We start from the raw sequence: 24,238 nt of genomic DNA, 5'->3' as shown, positions 1-24,238 counted from the left end.
GGGCACGCTTGCTAGCCTGTACCCACAAGAGCCCGTTTTAGTCCATGGGCCGGAACACCAAGGGAGCTATCGATGGTCGCCAGCAGCATCGCCATTCCAAAGAGCACGACCTCTGCCGAACCTCGTCCGGAGTGGCTGGCGCTGTACAGTGAAGAGATCATCGACCCCAACCGCCGCATCATCGATGCACACCATCATCTGTGGGATCGGATCGGCAGCCGTTACATGCTCGACGAACTCACAGACGATATTGCCATGGGGCATAACATCGTCGCGACCGTCTATGTCGACTGCCGTTCGATGTATCGGAAGACCGGGCCGGATGCCTTCAAGCCTGTAGGGGAAGTGGAATTCGCCAACGGTATTGCCGCGCAAAGCGCAAGCGGTGCCTATGGCCCAGCGGCGGTCTGCGCCGCGATCGTCAGTCACGCCAACCTGTCGCTCGGCGATGAGGTGAAGCCTGTGCTCGAAGCACAAATCCGCGCCGGTAACGGGCGTTATCGCGGCATCCGGCATATCTCGGCGTGGGACGCCGATCCGGCGGTTGCCGGGGCCTACGCGCAGCGGCCGAAGCACCTGCTGGGGGAGGAGCAGTTCCGCAAGGGCTTCGCTCATCTCGGCAAGCTCGGTCTGACCTTTGACGCCTGGCTTTATCATCCACAAATCCCGGAGCTTGCCGACCTCGCTCGCACGTTTCCGGACCAGACGATCGTTCTCGATCATTGCGGCGGTCCAGTCGGCATTAGCAGCTATGCCAACCGGCGCGAGGAGATCTTCAAGGAGTGGAAGGCATCGATCCAGGATATCGCCAAGTGCCCCAATGTGGTGGTGAAGCTCGGCGGACTGGCGATGCTGCTGCTCGGCTACGATTTCCACACCCGTCCCAAACCAGTTTCGTCGGAAGAGCTCGCCAAGGCGTGGAAGCCCTACATGGAGACCTGTATCGAGGCGTTCGGCCCGAACCGCTGCATGTTCGAAAGCAACTTCCCGCCGGACAAGGGGCAGTGCAGCTATCAGGTGATCTGGAATGCGCTGAAGCGCATCGCCGCTCCCTACAGCGAGAGCGAGAAGGCGCGCATGTTCGAGGGGACGGCTACTGACGTCTACAAGATCAGCCTGACGTAGTGGGCGCCGTCGTGACGGAGCTTCTCCCGGGCGCGATTACGACGGCCTATGCCGGCGGCCAGCTACTGCTGACCGCAGGCAGCGGCGTTGGTATTCTCACCTTCAACAATCCGGACAAGCTGAATGCGATCTCGGTGGAGATCGCCGAAGGGCTTGCCGATGCGTTGACCGCTTTGCGTGACGATCCGGCGGTGCGGGTCGTGATACTTACCGGCGCCGGCGACAGGGCGTTCATTTCTGGGGGTGATATCAGCCAGTTCGATAAGACCCGGCCGAACGCGGAAGTCGCGGCTCGTTCTGCCGAGCGCTTTCGGCAACGCCAGGGTCTGCTCGCCAATTTTCCGAAACCGACCATCTCCGCGATACGCGGCTATTGTCTGGGCGGCGGGTTGGGGACGGCGCTGAACACCGATATCCGTATCGCCGCCCACGGCAGCACGTTTGGAATTCCTGCCGCAAGGCTTGGCATTGCTTACGGCTTCGACGGTTTGAGCAAGCTGGTTTCGCTGGTGGGCCCGTCCCGTGCACGCCTCGTGCTCTATACGGGCATACGCTTCAGTGCGGAAGAGGCGCTGCAATTCGGATTGATCGATCGGTTGGTGGCGCCGGATGCGCTGTGGTCCACAACGCTGCAGATCGCGAGGCAGATATCCGAGAATGCGCCGCTCGCTATTGCTGCTGCGAAGATTACCATCCGCGAGATCCTGAGAGATCATGACAAACGCGATTTGCAGGCGATCAAGGAGATCGGCACGCAATGCATGGATAGTGAGGATTTTCGCGAGGGTCGTCGCGCATTCATGGAAAAGCGCACGCCGAAATTCACCGGCCGGTGAAGCATCGGGTCGTCCGGAACGGAATTACGCATATGACAGATATCAAATACGGGCGCGTGGTGCATCGGCGCGAAGATTTCCGCCTGACTCAGGGCAAGGGATTCTACGCGACCGACGTCGCGCTCGATGGCATGAACCGCGCTGTGTTTGTACGTTCGCCGCACGCGCATGCGCAGATCAGGTCGGTGGATACGGAGGCGGCCAAGCGGGCGGATGGTGTCGTTGCCGTTTTCACCGTCGCCGATCTCGATGCCGATGGCGTGCGTGATTTCAGCCTGCCGACGAAGATGCAACGGCCAGGGGGTGTCGAGATGCACGAAACGCCGCGCCCCGCACTGGTGCGTGATCGCGTGCGTTTTCTTGGCGAGCCGGTGGCGATGGTTATCGCCCGATCGTTGGCGCAGGCGCGCGATGCGGCGGAACTGGTCGAGGTCGATTACGATGAGTTGCCGGCAGTCGCGACCGTCAGCGAGTCGGTTGCACCAGGAGCGCCTGTGCTGTGGGACGTGGCTCCCGACAATGTCGCCTATTACTGGAGCAAGGGCGACGCGGCGGAAATCGAGAAGGCGCTGCAGGCCTCGCATCACACTGCGCGGCTGACCTTTGTATCGAGCCGGGTGTCGGCGATGCCGATGGAGCCACGCGCTGCGGTCGGTTACGTCGAGAAGGACAATCGCCCCACGCTGCACGTCAGCTACCAGAGCCCGCACAACCTGCGCGATGCGCTTGCCAGCATGTTCGGGATGGACAAGAGCGCGCTGCGGGTGGTTGCGACCGATGTCGGCGGCTCGTTCGGCATGAAGTCAGGACTCGTACGTGAAGAGTCGCTCGTGTTCTATGCGGCACGCAAGCTCAAGCGACCGGTCAAGTGGGTCGCCGACCGTTCCGAGGCGTTTCTGTCGGATGAAGCGGCGCGCGACATCGAGATCGACGCTGCGCTTGGGCTCGATCGGCGGGGACACTTCACCGCGTTGCGCGTCAGCTACCGCGTCAACATCGGCGCGTATTTATCGGCGCGTTCGGCATCGCCGATTGGCAACTTCGGCGGCATTGCAGGCGTCTATCGCACGCCGAAGATTTTCGGCGAGGCAACGGGCATATTCACGCATACCCAGCCAACGGCTCCCTATCGCGGTGCCGGCCGACCCGATGCCACCTACGCGATCGAGCGGCTGATCGATGTTGCGGCACAGGAGATGAATATCGATCCGTTCGCTTTGCGTCAGCGCAACCTGATCCCCCCGGAGGCGATGCCCTATAAGACACCGTTCGTCTTTACTTATGATTGCGGCGATTTCGCCAAGGGCATGGAGAGGGCGGCGGAGCTCGCGGATTATCAGGGGTTCGCGGCGCGCCGCAAGGATGCGAAGCGGCGCGGCAAGCTGCGTGGCATCGGCATTGCCAATCCGATCGAGGTTGCGTCCGGGCCGTTCGCAAGCCCGGCCACCGACTTCGCCTGGGTTGAGGCCAAGGCCGACGGTACCGTGCGCTTGCGGGCCGGGGCCATGTCGGTCGGGCAGGGGCTTGAGACGTCGCTGTCGGATATCGTCGCGCAGCGGCTGAACGTGCCGATCGATAGCATCGAATACATTTATGGTGATACCGACCGGGTGCCGCGCGGAAAGGGCAATGGCGGTTCGGCGGCGCTGACGCTCGGCGGTTCGGCGATTTCGCTAGGGATTGACCGGCTTTTGGAGAAGGGAAAGGAGCTGGCGGCAAACCGCCTCGAGGCCGCTGTCAGCGATATCGAGTTCGCCGATGGTCGTTTCCGCATTGCCGGCACCGATCGTTCGCTCTCCCTTGCCGACGTCGCGGCATTGGCTGGTGACGAGGGGCTGAGCGGGGCCGGAGAATTCAAGATGCCGCAACCGACCTATCCGAACGGCTGCCACATCTGCGAGGTCGAAATCGATGGGGATACCGGCCACGTGCAGGTCGTCAACTATGTCGGCGTCGAGGATGTCGGCAAGGTTCTGCATCCGGCTTTCGTCGAGGGGCAGATCCATGGCGGGGTCGCGCAGGCGATGGGCCAGGCGCTGCAGGAACTTATCGTGCACGAGGCGGGTTCGGCACAGCTCCTGACTGGCTCGTTCATGGATTATGCGATGCCACGAGCCGGCGACTTGCCGAATTTCGTTTGCGCCAACGTCGAGGTGCCGACTGCCCTCAATCCCCTGGGGGTCAAGGGCGTCGGTGAGGCCGGAACGGTGGGTGGGCTTGCCGCGACCATGAATGCCATTTGCAATGCCTTGGCCGATACCGGCGTCCGCCATCTGGATATGCCGGCGACGCCGGAGCGCGTCTGGCGGGCCATCCATGGGGAGGCTGGCGGGGCGTGACACGTCTGCCTCGCAGCGGGCCCTGCCGCGAACGGATGGGCGCGCCGAAGGCCGCGGCACCATCTTGCGAAGTTGCTCATTCTTAGGGACATTGCGGTCCATTGGCGCCGACACGACGAGTCGGTCCCGGCTGCAGACTGGCGATACGTTCTCTCGGAGGCTGGATTGCTCGATGCGATGTCCGCGTTGCCAGGCCGTAAGCCCCGCCGGAAAGAAATTCTGCGGCGATTGCGGTGCGCCGCTGGTAGGCTCGTCCGCGACGGATGTGCTCGATATTCCTTCCGACATCGCCGGTGCCCGTGATGCCGTGCTGCGTGCCGTTGCGGAGCAGCGCCAGGCGGAGGCGGATTATCGGAAAATCTTTGAAGGGTCGGTCGATGGCATCTACGTGACGACCCCCGAAGGGCGCGTCATCAATGCCAATCCTGCTCTCGCCCGGATGATGGGGTACGATTCGCCGGATCAGTTGATGAGCGATGTCACCGATATCGCCGGGACCATTTACGTCGATCCAGCTGCGCGTGAGGAGTATCTGCGGCGCATGCAGCACGACGGCATGGTGCGCGAGTTCGAATATCAAGTGCGCCAACGCAACGGAAATATTCTGTGGCTCTCCGACAGTGCCACGGCGGTCTATGACGAGACCGGGCGTGTCGTCCGTCACGAGGGCACGGTGCGAGATATCACGAGCCAGCGCCGGACCGAAGAAGCCTTGGCCGAAAGCCGTCGTCAGCTTCAAACCGTGATCGATAGCGTGCCTGCGGTGATCAACGTCAAGGATACGCGCTTTCGCTATATCCTCATGAATCAGTACATGGCGCGGGTGCTCGGTATCGATCCGGCCGAGGCGGTCGGGCGGACGACCAATGAAATCCTGGCCCGTTATGGCGCTTCGAAAGAAACCATCGGCGACCAGCGTGTGATCGAGACCGGTGACGAACTCGGCTTCTACGAAGAATCATATGTCGATGCCGCGCACAAGCTACGCTACTGGATGGCGAATAAAGTCCCGGTGAAGCGTGCGGATGGCACGATCGACTACATTGTTACGGTTGCGCTGGATATCACCGACCGCAAGCGCAGCGAACAGGACATTCAGCGGGCGAGGGAGGCCGCGGAGACCGCGCTCGACAATCTGCGTGCGACGCAGGATTCGCTGATCGAATCCGAGAAGCTCGCCGCGCTTGGCCGATTAGTAGCCGGCGTTGCGCACGAAGTGAATAATCCGGTCGGCATCGGTGTGACGGTTGCGACGGCGCTGCAGCGGCGGTGCCGTCTGTTTGTTGAGGAGATCGCAGCAGGCGAACTGAAGCGGTCGAGCTTGAATGCCTTCGTACAAGCCAATCTCGATGCGGCCTCCCAGCTCGTGTCCAATCTTAACCGTGCCGCTGAGCTGATCCAATCGTTCAAGCAGGTCGCGGTCGATCGCAACGTGCCGGACCGTCGCGAGTTCAATCTTGCGGATCTGACCGAACAGATCGTCACAAGTCTGAGGCCCGGTTTGAGATCACGAAATCTCACACTGACGGTCGATTGCGCGCCGGATATCCAGATGAACAGCTATCCCGGCCCTTACGGTCAGGTTGTCACCAACCTGTTCCTGAATTCCGTCGCGCACGCCTTTCCCGACGGCCGGGCCGGGGTGCTGACGATCGCAGCGCGGAGCATCGGCGAACGGCAGGTGGAGATCGTTTATTCCGACGATGGAATCGGCATGTCGGACGAGGTGCGGCGTCATGCGTTTGATCCGTTTTTCACCACGCGGCGGGATCGGGGCGGCACCGGCCTTGGCTTGAACATCGTCCACAACATCGTCACCAATCGGCTCGGCGGTCATATCGATCTCACCTCGGAGCCGGGGCAAGGGACGCGCTTTCGCCTCTTGTTGCCGCGGGTGGCGCCAGAGCTACCGATGGGTGAATAGCCCGCAGGACGTATGCGAGCCGAGACGGCTTTGCTGTTGCATTCCTGTCGTGCACGGCTGGCCTGCGCGGGCGGTTTGCGGCCATGATGATGACACGAAATCGGTGTTTCAGACCCCGCATAAAAGGCTTCTAAAGCGAGCTCTGCGAGCCAAATCACGTATTTACAATTGCGCGCAGGGCATTATGTAACTGTCTGCAATTGAACCCCTTCCGGCGAACGAGCGACACACAGGCAGACGCATATGGCATGAGTCTGGATCGACATCGCGCGGCATTGGCCGGAAGTAAAATCTTCTCCTGACAATCACTCCGACAAAACGAAACGCATGAGCGCCTTCAATAAAGAGCGGGTTCTTTCCGTGCGCCACTGGACGGACCAGCTGTTCTCCTTCACCACGACCCGCGATCCCGGCTTCCGGTTCCAGAATGGGCAGTTCGCCATGATGGGGCTGGAGATCAATGGGCGACCGCTGCTGCGCGCCTATTCGATGGCGAGCGCCAATCACGAAGAGTTTTTGGAGTTCTTTTCGATCAAGGTGGCCAACGGCCCGCTGACGTCGCACCTCCAGAAAATCCAGGAAGGCGACACCATTCTGGTCGGCCGCAAGGCGACGGGCACGCTGATTCCAGACAATCTGATCACAGGTTCGCGATTGCTGCTTCTGTCCACCGGCACCGGCCTCGCGCCATTTGCCAGCCTGATCAAGGACCCCGATGTCTATGATCGCTTCCAGACGATCGTGCTGGTGCATGGCTGCCGTCAGGTGTCTGAGCTCGCCTATGGCGAGCAGCTCGTCGGCAACCTGTCGCAAGACGAATTTTTCGGCCCGATCCTGGCCGAGAAGCTTGTTTACTATCCGACCGTGACTCGCGAGCCGTTCCGTAACCGCGGCCGCATCACCGACCTGATCACCACCAATCGCCTGTTCGCCGATTCCGAACTGCCGCCGCTCGATCTGGAAACCGATCGCATCATGATGTGCGGCAGCCCGAGTATGCTCGAAGACCTGCGTGTGATCCTCGAGGGCCGTGGTTTCACCGAAGGCAATCACAGCGAGCCTGGCCATTTCGTGATCGAGAAGGCGTTCGTCGAACGCTGATCGCTTTCAGTTTCATCCAAAAGAAAACTCCCGCGCAGATGACTGCGCGGGAGTTTTTACTTGATGGGCGGGAGTGCGTTCCAAGCGTCGTCCCTTCCTGGTTTGCTCCCGGCAATGGATGCGACAGACGCTGCCTTACTTTACTACCACGTACTTGCCGTCCTTCACCGTCAGCAGGATGCGTGCGCGGTCATCGACGCCGAAGCGATCCTTAGCAGTGAAGTTGTAGACGCCCTGGCTTGCGGGAATCTCTTTCTCCGAGATCAGCGCCGTACGGATGGCCTCGCGGAATTCCGGCGTGCCGGGCTTGGCAGTCTTGAGCGCAGCCGGGACGACGCGCTTCAGCACTTCGAAGGCATCGTACATGTGGGCGCCGAACTGGTTGCGCGAGTTCTCGCCATACTTCTTCTCATAGGCGGCGTTCAGCGCCAGGCCAGGCTTCTTGGTCAGGGCGCTGTCATCCTGGCCTTCCGGCGCCATCACCGGGCCGGACGCTATGATGACACCTTCAGCGGATCTGCCGGCGATGCGGATGAACTCGTACGTGACGGCGCCGTGTGTCTGATAGATGCGCCCGTTGTAGCCGCGTTCGCGCAAGGCGGCCTGCGGCAGCGCCGCGCCCGTGCCCGATGCGCCGATCAGGATCGCGTCGGGCTTGGCGGCAACGAGCTTCAGAACTTGGCCGGCGACGGACGTATCGGGGCGGGCATAGCGCTCCTCGGCGACGACCTTGATGTCCATCGGTCCGGTCTGAGTCTTGAGGTCGTTGAGCCAGAGGTCACCGTAGGAGTCGGAGAAGCCGATATAGCCGACCGTCTTCACGTTGTTCTTCTTCATGTGTTCGTACAGCACCTTGCCCATGATCGGCACCGGCTGCGGCATCACCACGGTCCATTTCTCGCGCTCGGCCGTGACCGGCATCGGCGCCAGCGAGAAGTGCGGCACGCCCGCTTCGTTGGCGACGGTGGAGATGGCGAGCGAGGGCGGGGTGGTGGAGGAGCCGATCAAAATATCGGCCTTGGATTCGGTCAGCAGACGGCGCGCATTGGTGGTCGCAGTGGTCGGATCGCCAGCGTCATCGAGGACGATGGTCTTGACTTTGACGCCGCCGATCTCGGTCGGCACGAATTCGACCACATTGCGCTCCGGAATGCCGAGCGCGGCAGCGGGGCCTGTGGTCGAGACGGTCACGCCGACGGTGATCTCCTGCGCCAACGTCGGCGCGGTCCATGCGGTCAGTCCGAGCAATGCGCCGGCTGTCGCGCTCAAAATTTTGGAAGTCATTGGCCGTTCCCTCTATCTCGTCGTTCTGGACGTGATGCCCCGTGCGCGGAATGCGCCTTGGGAACCTGTCTACCGCTCCATCCATCGGAGTCAATCTGGCGGTGCAGCGCACGTCAGGAGGCCCAAAACCGCTCGGCCCGGATGACGTCGACGAAAGCCTAGCCTTGGCGAGGTTCAGGCAAATGCGGACCAGTCGACGGGTCCGCGCACGTAGCCGTAGCGCAGGTTACTTCGGGCCGGGCCGCGCTTCTCGTACTCATCCTTCAGCCGCGCGAAGCGGTCGCGATCCGGGCCGATGTCGGTGCGCCTGCTCTTGTCGATGTTGTAGAGCCTGGCGTTGGTATCGCCGAAGATCATGCTCTTGACTGGTCCATCGGCCGCTCCCAGCGGCTTGAAGCCGTGTGTCTTCTGCATGTCTTCCGGGATTTCCAACCGGCGTAGCGCCTCGATCTGCCACTGCGGCGAGCCAGTCCACACAGCGTCGGTGCCCCAGACGACGCGCTCGTAGCCGAGCCCTTTGCCAAGGATACCCATCAGCGCGGCGCTGAGGCGGGGAGCCGCGACCACGCTTTGCGCGAACAGCTGGCCGACATCGGCATAGACGTTGCTGACGCCAAACTTTTCCGGAATCTCGGCGAGATCGGTGACCCATGATACTCGGCCGGTCTGTTCGAATTCGCGCCAGCCCGCGTCCGCTGTGCCGCCTCCGGCATGGCGATAACCGCCGTGATAGATGATGAAATTGAGCTGCGGCCAGTCCTTCGCGGCCTTGCCGACGTCATCGACCTTGGCGTAGGCGAGCAGGTGTGGCCAGCGTCTGGCGGTCGCCTCCGGGAATAGGCCCTTGTGTACGCAGACGTTCTTGATGCCGTGCTTCACGCACAGCTCGTAGGCCTTATAGGTGACTTTCTCGTCGTCCATGCGCCAGGGGTGTTTCGCCTGGTCCTTGTTGGTGTTGTCGCCGACCGTGTAGCCTTTGATCGATTCCGGTTTGCGCTCCAGCGAGCCTTCCAGGTGATCGAGCCAGCCATCCCAGCCCGGCGTGAAGATCGCATGCGCGAACATGCGCCGGGCGCCGGCCTCTTTGTTCACCTTGTCGCGGGCCTCGATCATCATCTCGTTGGTGAGAAACCAGTCGCGCGGGATTTCCGATGGTGACGAGGAGATCAGCGCGATTTTGGTGTCGCTATCGAGATAGATTTCCTTGAAGTAGTTGTTGAACTTGAGATCATCGAGCGTCTGCGGCTTGTCGACCAGCGCTGGATTCCAGCCGGCTTTGCCGACCGCCTCGCGCGAACGAACGAAATTCTCGAGCCGGGTGTCGTCGCGCAGGAAATGCGTGTGCATATCCATGATGAACTGGTCTTTCAGCGCCTCGGCGCGCTGCTGTGCCAGTTCTGGTGTTGCTGCCTCGGCGCGGCTCGCATCGAAGACGGCGCCGAAGGTATCGTTCAATGCGACGAAGCCCGCGGCCATCCCGGCAGCGCTCTGAAAGAACTGCCGTCGGCTGAGCCCTTGCTTGCGGCCGAGATCGTCGGCCATGGCCAACAGACGCGCCTCGACCTCCTGCTGCTGCGCACTCTGCGGTGGCGGCGTGTACTCATCGCTGGAGACGATCTGAGTCGGGATCGGCGTTGCATGCGGTAACAGCTCGGAAGGGTTCAGCTCAGCAATTTCCTGTTCGGTCAGAAAACCCATGTGCGCCTCCCTGAATTCATCCGCATCCGAACACCATTGCGGTATTAATCGGCAAAGGCCTTCGGCGGTACGAAACCTCCAAACGCCATCTCGATCAGTTCGGCGAGCTTGAGGGTGGTGCGATCCTCAAGCCATGGTCCGATGATCTGCGCGCCGATCGGCAGGCCCCCCGGCGAAGTTCCGATCGGAATCGCGGTTGCCGGCAGGCCGGGCATGGTCGCAACGCCCGGCCATACCAATTGATCCGAATAGGGATATGGTTTGCCATCGATGAGCAGGATGCGAGAGCCTTGATCCGGCGAATGGTCGTGGGGATAGGCGGCCGTCGGCATGATCGGGCAGATCACCGCATCGAACTCCTTGAACAGCGCGCGCCACTGCGCACGGTGTGCGAAGCGGGCGCCATCGGCGGCCACCCATTCGCGGTGACTGAGTACGATGCCGCGCAGCCGTTCGGCAGCAAGGCTCGTATCTTTCGGATCGAGCTTGGCGGCGTTTTCAGCGGCGCGGGCGACGGTTTCGGACGGGAAGCTGACGGCCAGGAACGAAAGCAGCAAGTGCATGTACAGTCGCGCGGCTCCTGCCAGATCCGGTAGTAGGCTGCTCTGACGCTGGACGGTCGCGCCGCTTTTGGTGAGATTCCCAGCGAGGGTGTCGATTGCTGTGCGGACGCTCGAATCTGTCGGCAGCAGCGGATGCGTATCGAGCACCAGGATACGGAACGTCTGCAGGCTGAGATGCCGTGGCGGCGGCAGCGCGAGCCGGTAGCCGACGCCGCTCTCCATCTCGTCGGGGCCGGCGATGACGTCGAGCAGCAACGCGAGGTCACTGGCGGTGCGTGCCATGGGGCCGACCACGGCGAGGTCGCGATCGACAGGCAGCGGCGGGAATGGCGGCGGGGTATGGCCGCGCGAGGGAACCAGCGCCAGGGTCGGCTTGTGGGCGCAAACGCCGCAATAGTGTGCGGGAACGCGCAGTGAGCCGCCGATGTCGGAGCCGAGCGAGAGCGGACCGTAGCCGGCAGCAAGCGCCGCCGATGACCCGCCGGAGGAGCCGCCGGGTGTGCGGGTTGTGTCGTAGGGGTTCTTCGTGACACCATAGATCGGGTTGTAGCTCTGCCAGTCGCCGAGGCCGACCGGCACGTTGGTTTTGCCGACAATCACAGCGCCGGCGTTCTTCACGCGCTGGACGGCCAGGGCGTCATCGGCCGCAACGAAGTTCTTCTGGGCCACGAACCCCCACGTCGTCGGCGTGCCGGCAAGATTGTAGGATTCCTTGATGGTCATCGGGATGCCTAGCAATGGCCGGGATACCCCGCGAGCTCGGGCCGCGTCGGCGGCGCGTGCTGCATCCATCGCACGCGAGAAGTCGCGGACACAGATCGCATTGATGTCGTTGTCGTGCTTCTCGATGCGGTTGATGACGTCCTGCGTCAATTCGACGGCAGAGACGGTCCGGTCGGCCAAGGCGGCCACGATCTCGGATGCGCTTTTGAAGGCCCAAGGTGATGCTGACACGGCGTATCTCCCCGATATCCCGCTTGTCCGCGGTGGCTTTTGATTGGATGATCGGACATGATCCCGCAGAGCGGACTTTCCGCTTTCGGAGCAGATCATGCCAAACAGGCTTTGATGATGCGCGGTTCTTACGCTTGTCGCAAGGCCGGAGACCACGTCAAAGCATCAACGATCAGTGTCGAGCGTCGGATAACCGGGATTATAATGGGATTTGTGCTGGACCACATGGTGATCGCTGTCGCGGACCTCGACGCAGCGGCTGCCGATTATCGGGCGCTCGGCTTCACGGTTTATCCGGGCGGGGTGCATCATGGCGGCGTGTCGCACAATGCCTTGGTGGTGTTCGCGGACGGCGCCTATTTCGAGCTGATTGCCTATCGACAAGCCGCGCCGGAGGTTCGCTGGTGGCAGGTGCTATCGAAGGGCGGCGAAGGTTTCGTCGACTTTGCGCTTTTGCCGGGCGATACGGCGCGTGATGTCGCGGCGGCGAGGGGCCGTGGCCTCGATCTTGATGGTCCGATCGCTGGCGGACGGCTGAGGCCGGATGGCGCACGGCTCGACTGGCAAATCGTTCGGCCGAAGACCACGGATCTGCCGTTCTGGTGTGGCGATGTTACGCCGCGGAGCCTGCGCGTTCCGGAGGGCGAGATGCGCAGCCACGCCAACGGCGCGACAGGCATCGCGTCGGTCACAGTGGCATGCCGGGATGTTGCTGCGAGCGCTGCGCGCTATGCCGCGCTTGCCGGTCCGCAGGCCGTCACGGAGGATGGAGGCGGTGCTCGCGTCACGATTGGCGAGACCGTGATCATGCTGGTCGGCGACGCTGCTGCCCAGGAGCACATCGGTCGCCGCGGCGAGGGGCCGATGTCGCTGGTGCTGCGCGGGCCGGCGGCGATCGTGCTGGATATCCGCCTGTCGCACGGCGCGCCGCTGCTGATTGCGGCGTGAGCGCAGGTACGATCCTAAAAGGTGGTGCCCGCTTTGGATAAAATGATGCCGATAAGGGCTCACCACGCCAGTTCGAGAATCTCCATGATCTGTGCGGCCGACGTCACTGGCTTTGGGTTGGTCTTCATCGGCGGATCGCGCAGCGATTTCTCGGCGATATCACCGAGCTGGTCGCGCTTTATGCCGACATCGCGGAGCCGCGTCGGCACGCCGAGCTTGGTGGCGAAAGCGAGCACTGCATCGGCGAGTTTGTCGCCGGAAACACCAATCACGGCGCCGGCATGGGCCTGTCGTTCGGCGTTCGCGTCATAGTTCCAGCGCAGCACCGACGGCAGGCAGACGCCGGTCGTGTGACCGTGCGGGACGCCATAGCCGCCGATCACATGGCCGATCGCGTGGCTGGCTCCGACCGGTACGCCGCTGGTCCCGCCAAAGATGGACAGCCACATGCCGAACTGGCAGTCCATTCGCAGCTTCAGATCGTCGTGCGCACCGCCGAGCTGCGGCAACGACGTGTAGAGCAGTTTCAGCGCCGAAGTCGACGCAGCGTCGGCCAGCGGCGGGGCATTCGGCGCACATAGCCGCTCCACCGCATGATCGATCGCCTTCATGCCCGTCGCAAGCAGGTTCGGAATCGGCGAGGCGAGGGTTGCCGCCGGATCGAGCACCACCACTTGCGGAACGAACAATGGGTTGGCGAACGACTCTTTCACCAGCCGCGCAGGCTCAGTGACGCCAGCATACCAGGTGAACTCGGCTGCCGAGAACATGGTCGGCACCGCCAGCATGCGGATCCGGCCCGCAGCGTCCGCCGGATAGTGACTCGGATCGCCCTGCCGGCCACCGCGGTATGGGTCCATGTCTTTGGTCTCGGTCAAATTGTGCCACAGGCACAGCAGCATGGCCTTGGTCGCATCGACCACAGAGCCGCCGCCGACAGCGACCAGCAGATCGGCGTTGGCCACGCGCGCAGCCGCGGCGCCATCGATCACACACTGCCGCGGCGTGTGCGCGGTGATGCCGGAATAGAGACCGGCGAATTTGTTGCCGAGGGCGCGGCCGATTTCGCCGGGGAGGGCGTTGTCGCCGGCGAGCGAGCCGCTGGTGGTGAGGAAGACGCGCGACTTGCCGAGCTTAGCGGCTTCCTCGACGATCACCTCGGCCGCGGGCCGGCCATGTACGACACGCTCCTGCAGGAAGTTGCGCTGGGTCCCGGGATTGAGCGAAGCGGCGGTGTCGGACATGGGCGTTTCCTTCTTCGTTGGCCGATACGCATGATGCAACAAACCGGCGGCGGCAACCAGACTGCGGGATGCAACGGCAGCCTTGCCCAGCAGCCAGCCTCGTAGCCGGCCTTGTCATGCCTCGTGCGGCTAAAGAGAAACGCCCGGCCTATGCCGGGCGTTCACGGGTCTGGAGCGAAGCAGGCTCAGTAGCCCATCTTCTTCTTCAGCTCCTGGTCGATCCACAAGCGCGAGTAGATTGGTCCAGGACGAACGGCGCCTGCGGTTAGTTCGCCATTGTAGTTCTTCACCCAGGGCCACCAGGCGGTTGCGGCCTTGGCCGTCGGCATCCAGATGTGCGGGGCCTTATCGAGAATCTCGCGGGTCAGCTCGCGGACCATGACTTGGCGTTTCTCTTCGTCGCGTTCTTGATCGACGGCATCCATCTTCTTGTCGAACTCCGGGTCGGACCACATGGACGGATTCCAGCGTTGGCCGGTGACGAAGTTCTTGCGCAACGCCAGCAGCGGCGTGGTGTGGCCGATTTGCATGAGATAGCCCGGAGCATTCGTCTTGGTGGTCATCACCGAAAGGAACGAGGTGTATTCCATCGGCTGGATCTCGATCTTGACGCCGACCTGCTCCAGATAGGCGGCCATCAGCGGCAGCAGGTCCATCAACACGGGGCTGCCGGAGGAAACCTGGACCTTGAAGCTGAAGCCATTCGGATAGCCGGCTTCGGCAAGCAGCTTCTTGGCCTTGTCCGGATTGTAGGTGAACAGCTCCTTCACCGAATCCGGCATCGCGCTCAGCGGTTCATAATAGCCGATGAAGTCCGGATGCATCGGGTAGGCGAACAGTTCGGCATTGCCGTTGTAGAATGACTTGACGATCTCCTCCTTGTTGATCGCCATGTTCAGCGCGCGCCGCACACGGATGTCATCGAACGGCTTGGTATCGGTGCGCAGCACCAGCATGGTCGCGTAGGAGGAGACCCAGTTGTTGAATTTGATGGCCGGATTGGCCTTCTTCAGTGCCTCTTGCTCCTCCCAGCGCACGACCTCCATGATGTCGAGCTTGCCGGTGCGGAACGCGGTCATCCGCGTCGAGTCATCCTTGATGATGCGATAGACGATCTTGTCGATGAACGGCAGCTTGTACTCCGTATCGCCGATCTTCTCCTTGTCCCAGTAATTCTGGTTCTTGACGTAGGTGTGCGCGTTGCCGGAGACGTAGTTCTCCAGCATGAAGGGGCCGGTGCCGGTGGCATTCTTCCAGTCGGAGGCGCCCGCATCCGCCACTTCCTTCGGCATAATCGAGGAGTTGTGTCCGTAGCCGATGCGGTAAGGCCAGTCGGCCATGTACTTGTTGAGGTAGAAGGCGACGGTGTGTTTGTCGAGCGCCTCAACCTTGGTAACTTCGTCGAACAGACCTTCGAGGCGCCGCGGGCTGTTGTAACGATAATAATAACTGAACACGACGTCGTCCGCGGTCAGCTCGCGCGCTTCCATCACGCCAGGCTTGGCCTGGAACATGATGCCCTTCTTGAGCTTGAAGACGATCGCCAGCGGATTGTCCTGGATGGTCCAGCTTTCCGCCAACTCGCCCTTGACGGCGTCGTTCGGCAACCACGAGTCGGCGGTGAACGAGTGTGGGCCGCCATTCTTCTTGCTCTTCGAAAGGTCGGCGACCAGCAGCTGTTCGTAGATCGTGCCGGCATCGTGATTGATCTTCCAGGGCCAATCCTTGTGATCGAAGCTGAGAGCCGACAGGGTGGCGAAGATAGTAGAGACTTCGAGCGTACCGCCATATTGCGGCTTCTCGGCGGTTTGCGCAGACGCTTGGCTCGATAGCGCAAGCGCGATCCCCAGCGCACCGACCTTTAACCATCGACCAAACCCCTGAGACATACGAGTTCCTCCACCCTTGCATTGTTCGGTGAGCCACTTCGGCGTGTGGCGCTTGCCGCAGATTAGCGCGTCTTCGGTGCAGGTGAATACCACCCGATGACCGAATGCGAGCAAAATCGCGTGGCGATCGCTTCGAAGCAAAGACGTCCTGCTTGATTGGGCGTCGTTAGTCTCGCAGAGCGAAACATGCGCAGCGTCCTCACCGTTATTTATCGCTCATGCGGTGTTGGTTGCGGCGAAGCGGATGCGTGCGTGGCCCTATGGCGTGCAGCAGGTTGTCGCAAGCAGTGGGCGCAGCGCTCTTGCGACGCAAAACCGTTCATTGCATCCTCGGCGGGCACAAGAAGGACAACGCCATGAGCCTCGCCGAGAACCTGATCTCCGACGCCGCCCTCGATGACGCCGTCAAACAGGCCCGCGCCGATTTTGTAGCCCGCAATCCTGCGAGCGCGGCGCAGTATCAAAAGGCCGTCGAGGTCATGCCCGGAGGCAATACGCGCACCGTGCTGTTTCACGAGCCGTTTCCACTGACGATCGTGCGTGGCGAGGGTTGCCGGGTGTGGGATGCCGATGGCCATCGCTATTACGATTTCATGGGCGAGTATACCGCAGGCCTTGCAGGTCACTCCAATCCGGCGATCGGGGATGCGATCAAGATGGCGGTTGCAGGCGGCCTCAGTCTCTCAGGGCACACGCGGCTGGAGGCGGAGTTCGCCCAGCTTGTCAGCCAGCGATTCCCGGCGATGGAGTTGCTGCGTTTCACCAACTCCGGCACCGAGGCGACCTTGCTAGCGTTGACGCTGGCGCGCATCGCCACCGGCCGCAAGAAGATCATGGCGTTCGATGGCGGCTATCACGGCTCAGTGTTCGTGTTCAAGGATGCCGTCAATCCGGTCAACGTACCCTTCGACTGGATATTCGCGCCCTACAATGACGCGGAGATGGCGGCGAAGCTGATCGCGCAGCACGCCGATGAACTTGCCGCCGTGATCGTCGAGCCGATGCAGGGGTCAGGCGGCTGTATTCCGGCCGAGCAGGACTTCCTGGATACGCTCCGCCGAGAGACACAGCGGATTGGCGCGCTGTTGGTGTTCGATGAGGTGATGACCTCGCGACTTGCGCCGGGCGGCTTGCAAACGCGCTTTAACATCACGCCGGATCTGATGACGCTCGGCAAATATGTCGCCGGCGGCATGTCGTTCGGCGCATTTGGCGGTCGCGCCGATCTGATGCAGCGCTTCGATCCGCGTCTGCCCGGTGCGCTCGGCCATGCAGGCACCTTCAACAACAACGTCATCACCATGTCGGCAGGTATTGCTGCGATGACCCAAGTGGTCACGCAGGAGGCGCTGGATGCGGTCAACGCACGAGGTGAGGCGTTGCGGCGGCGGCTGCAGGCGATGTGCCGCGAGCACCGGGCGCCGCTGTGCGTCACCGGCATCGGCTCGCTGTTTACGCTGCACGGCACCGAGGGGCCGGTTCGCTCCAACGCGGACCTTGCCGGTCAGGATCAGCGCATCAAGGAACTGATGTTCTTCGACCTGCTGGAACAAGGCATTTATTTGGCAAGGCGCGGGATGGCCGCACTATCGCTCGAAATCGGCGACGAGGCCTGCGATAGCTTTGTCGGCGCGTTCGACCGATTTCTCAAGCGGCGGGCGGCGTTGTTTGCTACAGACGCCTTGAGTCTGCGCGCCTCCCGCGCGGAGTAGTCTAGGAGAGTATCATGCGTTCTGATGTCAAATCCGAGGTCGCGCCGACCCGCCGTTCCGTGCTCGCGGCGGGGGCGGCTGCGCTATCGCTGCCGCTCATCGGCACTGCGCGTGCGCAGACCCAATGGCCGACCCGGGTGGTGAAGGTGGTGGTTCCGTTCTCCGCCGGCGGTACGACCGACATTCTCGGCCGGCTGATCGCGCAAAAGCTTTCGGAAGAATACGGCCAGCAGTTCATCGTCGAGAACAAGACCGGGGCGGGGGGCAATATTGGCGCCGACAGCGTCGCCAAGGCGGATCCGGATGGCTACACCTTCGTCATCGGCACGCCGGGCCCGCATGTCATCAACCAGTACATCTATAAGAGCCAGCCGTTCGACGGCGCGAAGGACCTCGCTCCGGTGATCGTCATCGCCCGCGTGCCGAACCTGATCTCGGTCAATCCGGACGTGAAGGCGAAGACGCTGCAGGAATTCATCGCGCTGGCCAAGGCCAATCCGGGTAAGCTGTCATTTGCGACGCCGGGCAACGGCTCGACCGGCCATGTGGCGACTGAACTTCTGAAATCGATGGCCGGCATCGATCTCGTGCACGTTCCATATCGCGGCTCGTCGCCGGCCCTGACCGACGTCATGGGTGGTCGCGTGGACATGTCGCTGGACAATCTGCCGGCGGTGCAGCCGTTCGTCGAAGGTGGCAAGCTGCGCGCCCTGGCCGTCACCACAGCCAAGCGCTGGCCGGAGTTGCCGGACGTCCCGACGGTGGCCGAAGCCGGCGTGCCGGGCTACGAGGCGTCGTCCTGGTTCACGATCGCGGCTCCCGCGAAGACGCCCGCCGACATCATCACCCGCGTCAACAAGAGCGTGAACCAGTACATGGCTGACCCGGACATGATCGCTCGCATGCGCAAGCTCGGCGCCGATCCGGTTGGCGGTTCGCCGGAGGATATGGCGAAACTGATCGCCGACGAAAACGTCAAGTGGAAGAAGGCGATCGAGTTCGCGGGCCTGAAGCCGGAGTAGACGTGCCTGTGGCCGTCCTTGGCGATAGCGAGGACGGCCATTGGCCTAGTTCGGAATTCTGGCCTTCAGGTCCGGAATGAACGGCAGCATATTCATGTCGAGGCATGCCGGTCCCGGCGCGTCGATGTCGATGATCTCCGTGCAGAGGGAGTCGAATGCGGCGCGGAAGTGGTTCTTGGCCTTCACGCACAGCAAGCGCTCCTTTTCGATGTCGATGCCGTGCAGGTGAAAGAACGCCGGATCATTGGCGGGCGTCACGAATTCAGTGACGATGATGCTGATGTTGCCGCTCTTGAGGACCGCGCTGTTGCCGCAGCGCAGTTCGATACCCGTCTCCATCGGGCCAATGTTGCGGTAGACGCCGTCGGTTAGCTTGACGACCTCGGCGTCGAGCTGCACGGGCGGGCCATAATCTTTCATCATTTTGCCGCCAAGCTCGATGCCTGTCAGCGTGCCGCCGACACCGGCCTTGCGTGCCATTGCCACCACATCGGGATCGGTGATCGCCGCAAACACCACATGTCGCGTGGGTTTGGCCGCAACCAGGGCGCGCAACATCTCCGGGGTATCGTTGATGCCGCCGGAGTAGGGATTGTCGCCAGGATCGGTGATGGCAAGCAGGCCCGGCTTGTTCGAGGTGAGCGCCCGCGCGATGCCGTCCGCAGCGCTTGGCAGTGAGATCATGAAGTCCGGCTGTCGCCGTTTCATCTCGTCATGGATGGTGCGGGCAAGGGCGTCGGCCTTGGCTGCGTCGCCGTCGGTCACCACCAGGGCGCAGCCGCCAGTGCCGGGCGTGTTGGCAAACGGGAAGCCGCCGAACAGGGTGGCTTCCAGCACGGCCGGATCCTTGCGCAGGTTCGCGGTAAACTCCTCCAGGTCCCGCATCGGTCCTTCCTTGGTGCGCATGTTGAAGCTCGGCAGCAGCAGCCCCTCGTTGAGGATACGGCAGACCGGCCTCACCTGGCCTGCGACCGTGCGCTCCAGCACGTCCAGCACACGCCAGGCCGTCTCGCGCATGTCGATGTGCGGGTAGGTGCGGTACACACTAGCCGTGGTCAGGTATTGCGCCAGCGCGTTTGCAAGGTTGCCGTGGATGTCGAAGCTTGCGCCGATCGGCACGTCCGGCTGAACGTTGCGGATGGCCCGCAGGAGATCGATCTCCGGATCTTCGCGCGTGGTGGTTACGCCGGCTCCGTGCAGGGACAGGTAGATGGCGTCGAACGTCTTGCCCGTGAGATCGGCGACGGTCTCCTCCAGAAATGCCGTGAAGATCTCGTCGTCGATCTGACCGGCCGGGGAGGCTGAGGCGCAACGGAACACGGTGACGTCCCAGTCCGGGTGCTTCGCCTTGAACTCGATCACGGCTCGCAGCTCGCTTTCCTCAGCAGCGCGGTCCAGCGCCTCCTGACCCTTGTTCCATTCGCGGCGCTCGAAAGCGGCGCGATCGGCGAGTGCCGGGCTGAAGGAATTGCCCTCATACCAGAAGCGGGCGACGGCGAGGCGGCGGCGAGGTTCGACCATTGGCGAGGTTCTTTAATCCACAGTAGGAATGCAGAATGCAAGTTCGCAGAGTGCGTTGTCGGGGGTGTTTGATATCCTAACCGAGCAAATTGCAACACCGGTCCAGCATGGCTGGAACGCCTGCGGCATGCGACTTGCTAGCCGATCCGTCTGGTGGAACCATTCATTGCGGTTGAGATACGACCTGGCGCGATCAGCGCTGCGGGAGAGATGAGAGATCAAGGCGGCGTGAGCCGTGACACGGGGCAGGGCCTCCTTGGGGATAACGGAAATCACAATCAGGCCGCCGAGATCGGCGGGTCACAGGTAAGGAGTGGGAGATGACATCGAAGCTGTTGACCATGGCGTTGGCTGCGGCCGGTACGGCTGCCGTGTTTGCGAGCGCTCCGGCGCACGCGCAGGCCCAACGGTTCGTCACTGTCGGAACCGGCGGGGTGACGGGTGTCTATTATGCCGTCGGCGGTGCGATCTGCCGCCTGGTGAACAAGGATCGCAAGACGCATGGCATTCGCTGTTCGGTCGAGTCCACTGGCGGCTCGGCCTTCAACATCAACACCATCCGCGGCGGCGAGCTCGACTTCGGCATGACCCAGTCGGATACCCAGTATCAGGCCCTGAAAGGCGAAAAGTCGTTCAAGGATGGCGGCCCCTACGGCGACCTGCGCGCGGTGTTTTCGGTGCATCCCGAGCCGTTCACGGTGCTCTCCCGCAAGGAAGCGAATGTCACCAAGTTCGAGGACTTCAAGGGCAAACGCTTCAATGTCGGCAATCCCGGCTCCGGCACCCGGACCTCGATGGAGGAACTGCTGAAGGAGATGGGCTGGAAGCTGGCGGACTTTTCGCTGGCGAGCGAATTGAAGGCCGACGAGCATGGCCCCGCGCTATGCGACAACAAGATCGATGGCTTCTTCTATGGCGTCGGCCATCCGAGCGCCAACATCCAGGACCCGACCACCACCTGTGGCGCCAAGCTCGTGCCGCTCACTGGACCGGCGGTGGACAAGCTGCTCAAGGAGAATAGCTACTACGCGAAGGCGACGATCCCCGGTGGCATGTATTCCAACAATCCGAATCCGACCGAGACCTATGGCGTGCTGGCGACCCTCGTCACCTCGGCGAAGGTGCCGGACGAGGTGGTCTACAACGTCGTCAAGGCGACCTTCGACAACTTCGAGGAGTTCAAGAAGCTGCACCCGGCTTTTGCTAATCTCGAGCCCGCCAAGATGGTCAAGGACGGTTTGTCGGCGCCACTGCATCCCGGCGCCGAGAAATTCTACAAGGAGAAGGGCTGGATCAAGTAGGCGACAATCCAAGCAGCCGGTGCGAGGCGCAGCCGCGCTTCGCGCCAGCCTTCCATACGGGAATGGATTCCAAACGGGGGTGAGACGATGGCTGCCAATGCTGCCCCAGCCAATGTCGATCTACAGGCGCTGGTCGCGGAAGCCGATACCGGGGCCCGCACGCCATCGGGGTTTGCCGGCAAGCTGATCTATGCTGTGGCGATCGCATGGTCGCTGTTCCAGATCTGGTACGCCTCGCCTTTGCCTTACATGCTGGGCTTCGGCATCTTCGGCGACACCGAGGCGCGCTCATTCCATCTGAGCTTCGCGTTGCTGCTGGCATTTGCCTGCTATCCCGCGCTGAAAACATCGCCGCGCGATCGCGTTCCGCTCTTCGACTGGCTGTTGGCGGCGATGGGGATCGCGGCGGTGCTGTACCTCGTCGTGTTTTACCGCGAGATTTCCGGCCGCCCCGGTCTGCCGACCCAGGGGGACATCCTTGCTGCCGTCGTCGGCGTGGTGCTGCTGCTGGAGGCATCGCGCCGTGCCGAAGGGCCATGGATGCCGATCATCGCCATCCTGTCGTTGCTGTACGTCTTTCTGGGACCTTATCTGCCTGGATTGATGGCGCATCGCGGCGCTTCGTTGTCGCGCGCGGCTTCGCATTTCTGGCTGACATCGGAGGGGGTGTTCGGCGTTGCACTCGGCGTCTCTACCAATTTCATCTTCCTGTTCGTGCTGTTCGGTGCATTGCTGGATAAGGCAGGGGCTGGCAACTATTTCATTCAGCTGTCGTTCGCACTGCTCGGCAAGTTTCGCGGCGGCCCGGCGAAGGCGGCTGTGGTATCGTCCGGCTTGACCGGACTGATCTCAGGCTCCTCGGTCGCCAACGTCGTCACCACCGGAACTTTCACCATCCCGCTGATGAAGCGCGTGGGCTATCCGCCGGTCAAGGCCGGCGCGATCGAGTGTGCGGCGGGCGTGAACGGCCAGCTGATGCCGCCGGTGATGGGCGCGGCCGCTTTCCTGATGGCGGAGTATGTCGGCATCACCTACGCAGAGGTCTGCAAGCACGCCTTTCTGCCGGCGATCCTGACCTATGGCGCACTGTTTTATCTGGTCGATCTCGAGGCGGTCAAAGCGGGCATGAGTGGTATCGAGCGCAAGAGCAAGCGGACGCTGAGCCAAGGGTTGATCAAGGCCCTGATGACGATCTGCGCGATCATCATCCTCAGCGGTATCGTCTACTACGGCCTCGGCTGGACAAAGACGGCGTTCGGTGAATCGGCGAGCTGGATCGCCTCGGCTGTCGTGGTCGCCGTTTACGTTGCGCTGATCCGCAACCGCGCCAAAACGCCGGATCTTGCCGCCGACGATCCGACCAAGGCATTTGTCACCGTGCCGGATTTCTATGAGGTCGCCCGCACGGGGTTGCACTACGTCATTCCAGTGGTGGTGTTGGTTTGGTGTTTGATGATTGAGGAGATGTCGCCGGGGCTTGCCGCCTTCTGGGGCGTGACGGCCATGGGCGGCGTGGTTCTGACGCAGCGCCCGCTGACTGCGCTGTTTCGCGGCGAGAGTGAGCTTGGTTCTCACTTCGTTACCGGATGGCGCGAATTTGTTGATGGTCTTGCCGTCGGCGCGCGCAACATGACTGCGGTCGGCATTGCCACCGCGACGGCGGGCATCCTCGTCGGCATGGTGACGCTGACCGGCATCGGTCTCGTCATGACGGAGATCGTTGAGACGCTGTCCGGCGGCTCGATCGTCATCATGCTGATCCTGGTGGGGGCCATCTGCGTCATTCTTGGCTCCGGTCTGCCGACCACGGCGAGCTACGTGGTGGTTGCCACGCTGATGGCACCGGTGGTGGTGGAGCTGGCCGCCGAAAATGACCTGGCGGTGCCGCTGATCGCCGTGCACATGTTCGTCTTCTACTTCGGCCTGATGGCCGACGTTTCACCGCCGGTGGGACTCGCGGCCTATGCGGCGGCTGCAATCGCCGGTGCCGATCCGATGAAGGTCGGCTGGCAGGGGACCTGGTATGAGCTGCGGACGCTGCTGCTGCCGTTCATCTTCATCTTCAATCCCGAGATGCTGATGATCGACATCGAAGGGCCGCTGCATTTCCTGATCGTGGTCGGGAGCGGGGCGCTGGCGATGATGGCGTTCGTTGCTGCCTTGCAGGGTTGGTTCTTCGCGCGCAACAGGCTCTGGGAAACAGCGCTGCTGTTCCTGATCTGCTTCACGCTGTTCCGTCCGCAGTTCTGGATGAACATGATCGTTGCGCCGTTTGATACCCTGCCGGCGTCGAGCATCGCGAAGGTGATCGACGCGACGCCGGATGGCGGCACGCTGCGGCTCAAGATTCTGACCACCGATATTTCCGGTGATGACGTGAGCAAGGCGGTGCGGCTGCAACTCGCCGCGGGGGCCGACGCACAGGCGCGGCTCGCGGCAGCCGGACTTGGCGTCAGCGGGCTATCGCTGCAACCGGTGATCTCCTCCGTGCGGCCAGGATCGGAGGCTGCGCGGTTGAAACTCAAGCCCGGCGATAAGATCGAGCAACTCAGCGTTCCGAGCGTAAACCGGCCAAACGCATTCCTGTTCGCAATTCCCGCGCTGCTGGCGCTGGCGTTACTGGCGTTGCTGCAACGGCGTCGCCGCGAGAATGATGCGAGACCAGTGCTTGCGTCGAGCTAGAGGCAAGCCCGTCCCTCTGACCGTGTCTCGTTCTGCGGAACAGCCAAGGGCAGAAACGGCTATCGCTTTGCGAGGCGATGGCCTAGATTGCTGTC

At 62.4% G+C, this 24,238-nt stretch carries 15 protein-coding genes and 1 pseudogene; 10 read left to right on the top strand and 6 right to left on the bottom strand.

Annotated features, from left to right (window positions below; translation table 11 throughout):
- Positions 1-72 precede the first annotated feature (72 nt).
- The 5 genes and pseudogenes from X566_RS15780 to X566_RS15760 all read left to right on the top strand — a co-directional run bounded on the left by X566_RS15780 (position 73) and on the right by X566_RS15760 (position 7,325).
- Positions 73-1,125, top strand: a complete 1,053-nt coding sequence (locus X566_RS15780) for an amidohydrolase (protein ID WP_034469227.1) — start codon at positions 73-75, stop codon at positions 1,123-1,125.
- 11 nt (positions 1,126-1,136) lie between these two features.
- Positions 1,137-1,961 carry an enoyl-CoA hydratase gene (locus X566_RS15775; RefSeq protein ID WP_034469756.1) on the top strand — a complete coding sequence of 275 codons (825 nt, stop codon included), beginning with the start codon at positions 1,137-1,139 and terminating at the stop codon, positions 1,959-1,961.
- 32 nt (positions 1,962-1,993) lie between these two features.
- Positions 1,994-4,300: a xanthine dehydrogenase family protein molybdopterin-binding subunit gene (locus tag X566_RS15770; RefSeq protein ID WP_034469224.1), complete on the top strand. Its 2,307-nt coding sequence runs from the start codon at positions 1,994-1,996 to the stop codon at positions 4,298-4,300.
- A 295-nt stretch (positions 4,301-4,595) separates the two neighbouring features.
- Positions 4,596-6,224, top strand: a pseudogene (locus X566_RS15765) (PAS domain S-box protein); the annotation flags it as partial.
- A 327-nt stretch (positions 6,225-6,551) separates the two neighbouring features.
- Positions 6,552-7,325: a ferredoxin--NADP reductase gene (locus X566_RS15760; protein ID WP_034469221.1), complete on the top strand. Its 774-nt coding sequence runs from the start codon at positions 6,552-6,554 to the stop codon at positions 7,323-7,325.
- Positions 7,326-7,460: 135 nt separating this feature from the next.
- Here the strand turns inward: X566_RS15760 and X566_RS15755 are convergent, their stop codons facing one another.
- From X566_RS15755 to X566_RS15745, 3 genes are all read right to left on the bottom strand, one after another.
- Positions 7,461-8,609 (bottom strand): ABC transporter substrate-binding protein, encoded by a 1,149-nt coding sequence (locus tag X566_RS15755; protein WP_034469220.1) that lies wholly within the window; start codon positions 8,607-8,609, stop codon positions 7,461-7,463.
- A gap of 174 nt (positions 8,610-8,783) precedes the next feature.
- Positions 8,784-10,307, bottom strand: a complete 1,524-nt coding sequence (locus X566_RS15750) for an amidohydrolase family protein (protein WP_034469217.1) — start codon at positions 10,305-10,307, stop codon at positions 8,784-8,786.
- Between the two features lie 44 nt (positions 10,308-10,351).
- Positions 10,352-11,824 (bottom strand): amidase, encoded by a 1,473-nt coding sequence (locus X566_RS15745; protein ID WP_034469214.1) that lies wholly within the window; start codon positions 11,822-11,824, stop codon positions 10,352-10,354.
- 204 nt (positions 11,825-12,028) lie between these two features.
- Between X566_RS15745 and X566_RS15740 the strand changes: the two genes are divergently transcribed.
- The gene (locus X566_RS15740; protein WP_034469212.1) at positions 12,029-12,772 is read left to right on the top strand and encodes a VOC family protein; all 744 of its coding nucleotides are present in this window, start codon (positions 12,029-12,031) and stop codon (positions 12,770-12,772) included.
- 59 nt (positions 12,773-12,831) lie between these two features.
- Here X566_RS15740 and X566_RS15735 read toward each other — a convergent pair whose 3' ends face one another.
- Positions 12,832-14,016 (bottom strand): iron-containing alcohol dehydrogenase, encoded by a 1,185-nt coding sequence (locus X566_RS15735; RefSeq protein ID WP_051444237.1) that lies wholly within the window; start codon positions 14,014-14,016, stop codon positions 12,832-12,834.
- 185 nt (positions 14,017-14,201) lie between these two features.
- Complete coding sequence (locus X566_RS15730; protein ID WP_034469210.1) at positions 14,202-15,905, bottom strand: ABC transporter substrate-binding protein; 1,704 nt, start codon at positions 15,903-15,905, stop codon at positions 14,202-14,204.
- A 356-nt stretch (positions 15,906-16,261) separates the two neighbouring features.
- Here X566_RS15730 and X566_RS15725 point away from each other — a divergent pair, with 356 nt between their 5' ends.
- Positions 16,262-17,617: an aspartate aminotransferase family protein gene (locus X566_RS15725; protein WP_051444297.1), complete on the top strand. Its 1,356-nt coding sequence runs from the start codon at positions 16,262-16,264 to the stop codon at positions 17,615-17,617.
- A 14-nt stretch (positions 17,618-17,631) separates the two neighbouring features.
- Positions 17,632-18,639, top strand: coding sequence for a tripartite tricarboxylate transporter substrate binding protein (locus tag X566_RS15720; protein WP_034469209.1), 1,008 nt, complete (start codon positions 17,632-17,634; stop codon positions 18,637-18,639).
- Between the two features lie 45 nt (positions 18,640-18,684).
- On the opposite strand, the gene X566_RS15715 is transcribed toward X566_RS15720, so the two are convergent.
- Positions 18,685-20,160 (bottom strand): M81 family metallopeptidase, encoded by a 1,476-nt coding sequence (locus tag X566_RS15715; RefSeq protein WP_034469208.1) that lies wholly within the window; start codon positions 20,158-20,160, stop codon positions 18,685-18,687.
- A 320-nt stretch (positions 20,161-20,480) separates the two neighbouring features.
- Here X566_RS15715 and X566_RS15710 point away from each other — a divergent pair, with 320 nt between their 5' ends.
- Together X566_RS15710 and X566_RS15705 are read left to right on the top strand one after the other, a co-directional pair.
- The gene (locus tag X566_RS15710; RefSeq protein ID WP_034469207.1) at positions 20,481-21,461 is read left to right on the top strand and encodes a TAXI family TRAP transporter solute-binding subunit; all 981 of its coding nucleotides are present in this window, start codon (positions 20,481-20,483) and stop codon (positions 21,459-21,461) included.
- Positions 21,462-21,548: 87 nt separating this feature from the next.
- Positions 21,549-24,143 carry a TRAP transporter permease gene (locus X566_RS15705; protein WP_034469205.1) on the top strand — a complete coding sequence of 865 codons (2,595 nt, stop codon included), beginning with the start codon at positions 21,549-21,551 and terminating at the stop codon, positions 24,141-24,143.
- Positions 24,144-24,238: the final 95 nt, after the last annotated feature.

It is taken from the genome of Afipia sp. P52-10, assembly GCF_000516555.1.
In the GTDB taxonomy this organism is placed as follows: Bacteria; Pseudomonadota; Alphaproteobacteria; order Rhizobiales; family Xanthobacteraceae; genus P52-10.
The sequence above is the reverse complement of the archived record's forward strand: the minus strand, read 5'-3'. Positions and strand labels throughout refer to the sequence as shown.

What these genes read in the sequence shown, in the direction of transcription:
- X566_RS15750 (WP_034469217.1), bottom strand. Translation starts at nt 10,307, where the DNA reads ATGGGTTTTCTGACCGAACAGGAAATTGCTGAGCTGAACCCTTCCGAG.
- X566_RS15760 (WP_034469221.1), top strand. Translation starts at nt 6,552, where the DNA reads ATGAGCGCCTTCAATAAAGAGCGGGTTCTTTCCGTGCGCCACTGGACG.
- X566_RS15730 (WP_034469210.1), bottom strand. Translation starts at nt 15,905, where the DNA reads ATGTCTCAGGGGTTTGGTCGATGGTTAAAGGTCGGTGCGCTGGGGATC.
- X566_RS15755 (WP_034469220.1), bottom strand. Translation starts at nt 8,609, where the DNA reads ATGACTTCCAAAATTTTGAGCGCGACAGCCGGCGCATTGCTCGGACTG.
- X566_RS15770 (WP_034469224.1), top strand. Translation starts at nt 1,994, where the DNA reads ATGACAGATATCAAATACGGGCGCGTGGTGCATCGGCGCGAAGATTTC.
- X566_RS15710 (WP_034469207.1), top strand. Translation starts at nt 20,481, where the DNA reads ATGACATCGAAGCTGTTGACCATGGCGTTGGCTGCGGCCGGTACGGCT.
- X566_RS15735 (WP_051444237.1), bottom strand. Translation starts at nt 14,016, where the DNA reads ATGTCCGACACCGCCGCTTCGCTCAATCCCGGGACCCAGCGCAACTTC.
- X566_RS15705 (WP_034469205.1), top strand. Translation starts at nt 21,549, where the DNA reads ATGGCTGCCAATGCTGCCCCAGCCAATGTCGATCTACAGGCGCTGGTC.
- X566_RS15720 (WP_034469209.1), top strand. Translation starts at nt 17,632, where the DNA reads ATGCGTTCTGATGTCAAATCCGAGGTCGCGCCGACCCGCCGTTCCGTG.
- X566_RS15715 (WP_034469208.1), bottom strand. Translation starts at nt 20,160, where the DNA reads ATGGTCGAACCTCGCCGCCGCCTCGCCGTCGCCCGCTTCTGGTATGAG.
- X566_RS15780 (WP_034469227.1), top strand. Translation starts at nt 73, where the DNA reads ATGGTCGCCAGCAGCATCGCCATTCCAAAGAGCACGACCTCTGCCGAA.
- X566_RS15725 (WP_051444297.1), top strand. Translation starts at nt 16,262, where the DNA reads ATGAGCCTCGCCGAGAACCTGATCTCCGACGCCGCCCTCGATGACGCC.
- X566_RS15740 (WP_034469212.1), top strand. Translation starts at nt 12,029, where the DNA reads ATGGGATTTGTGCTGGACCACATGGTGATCGCTGTCGCGGACCTCGAC.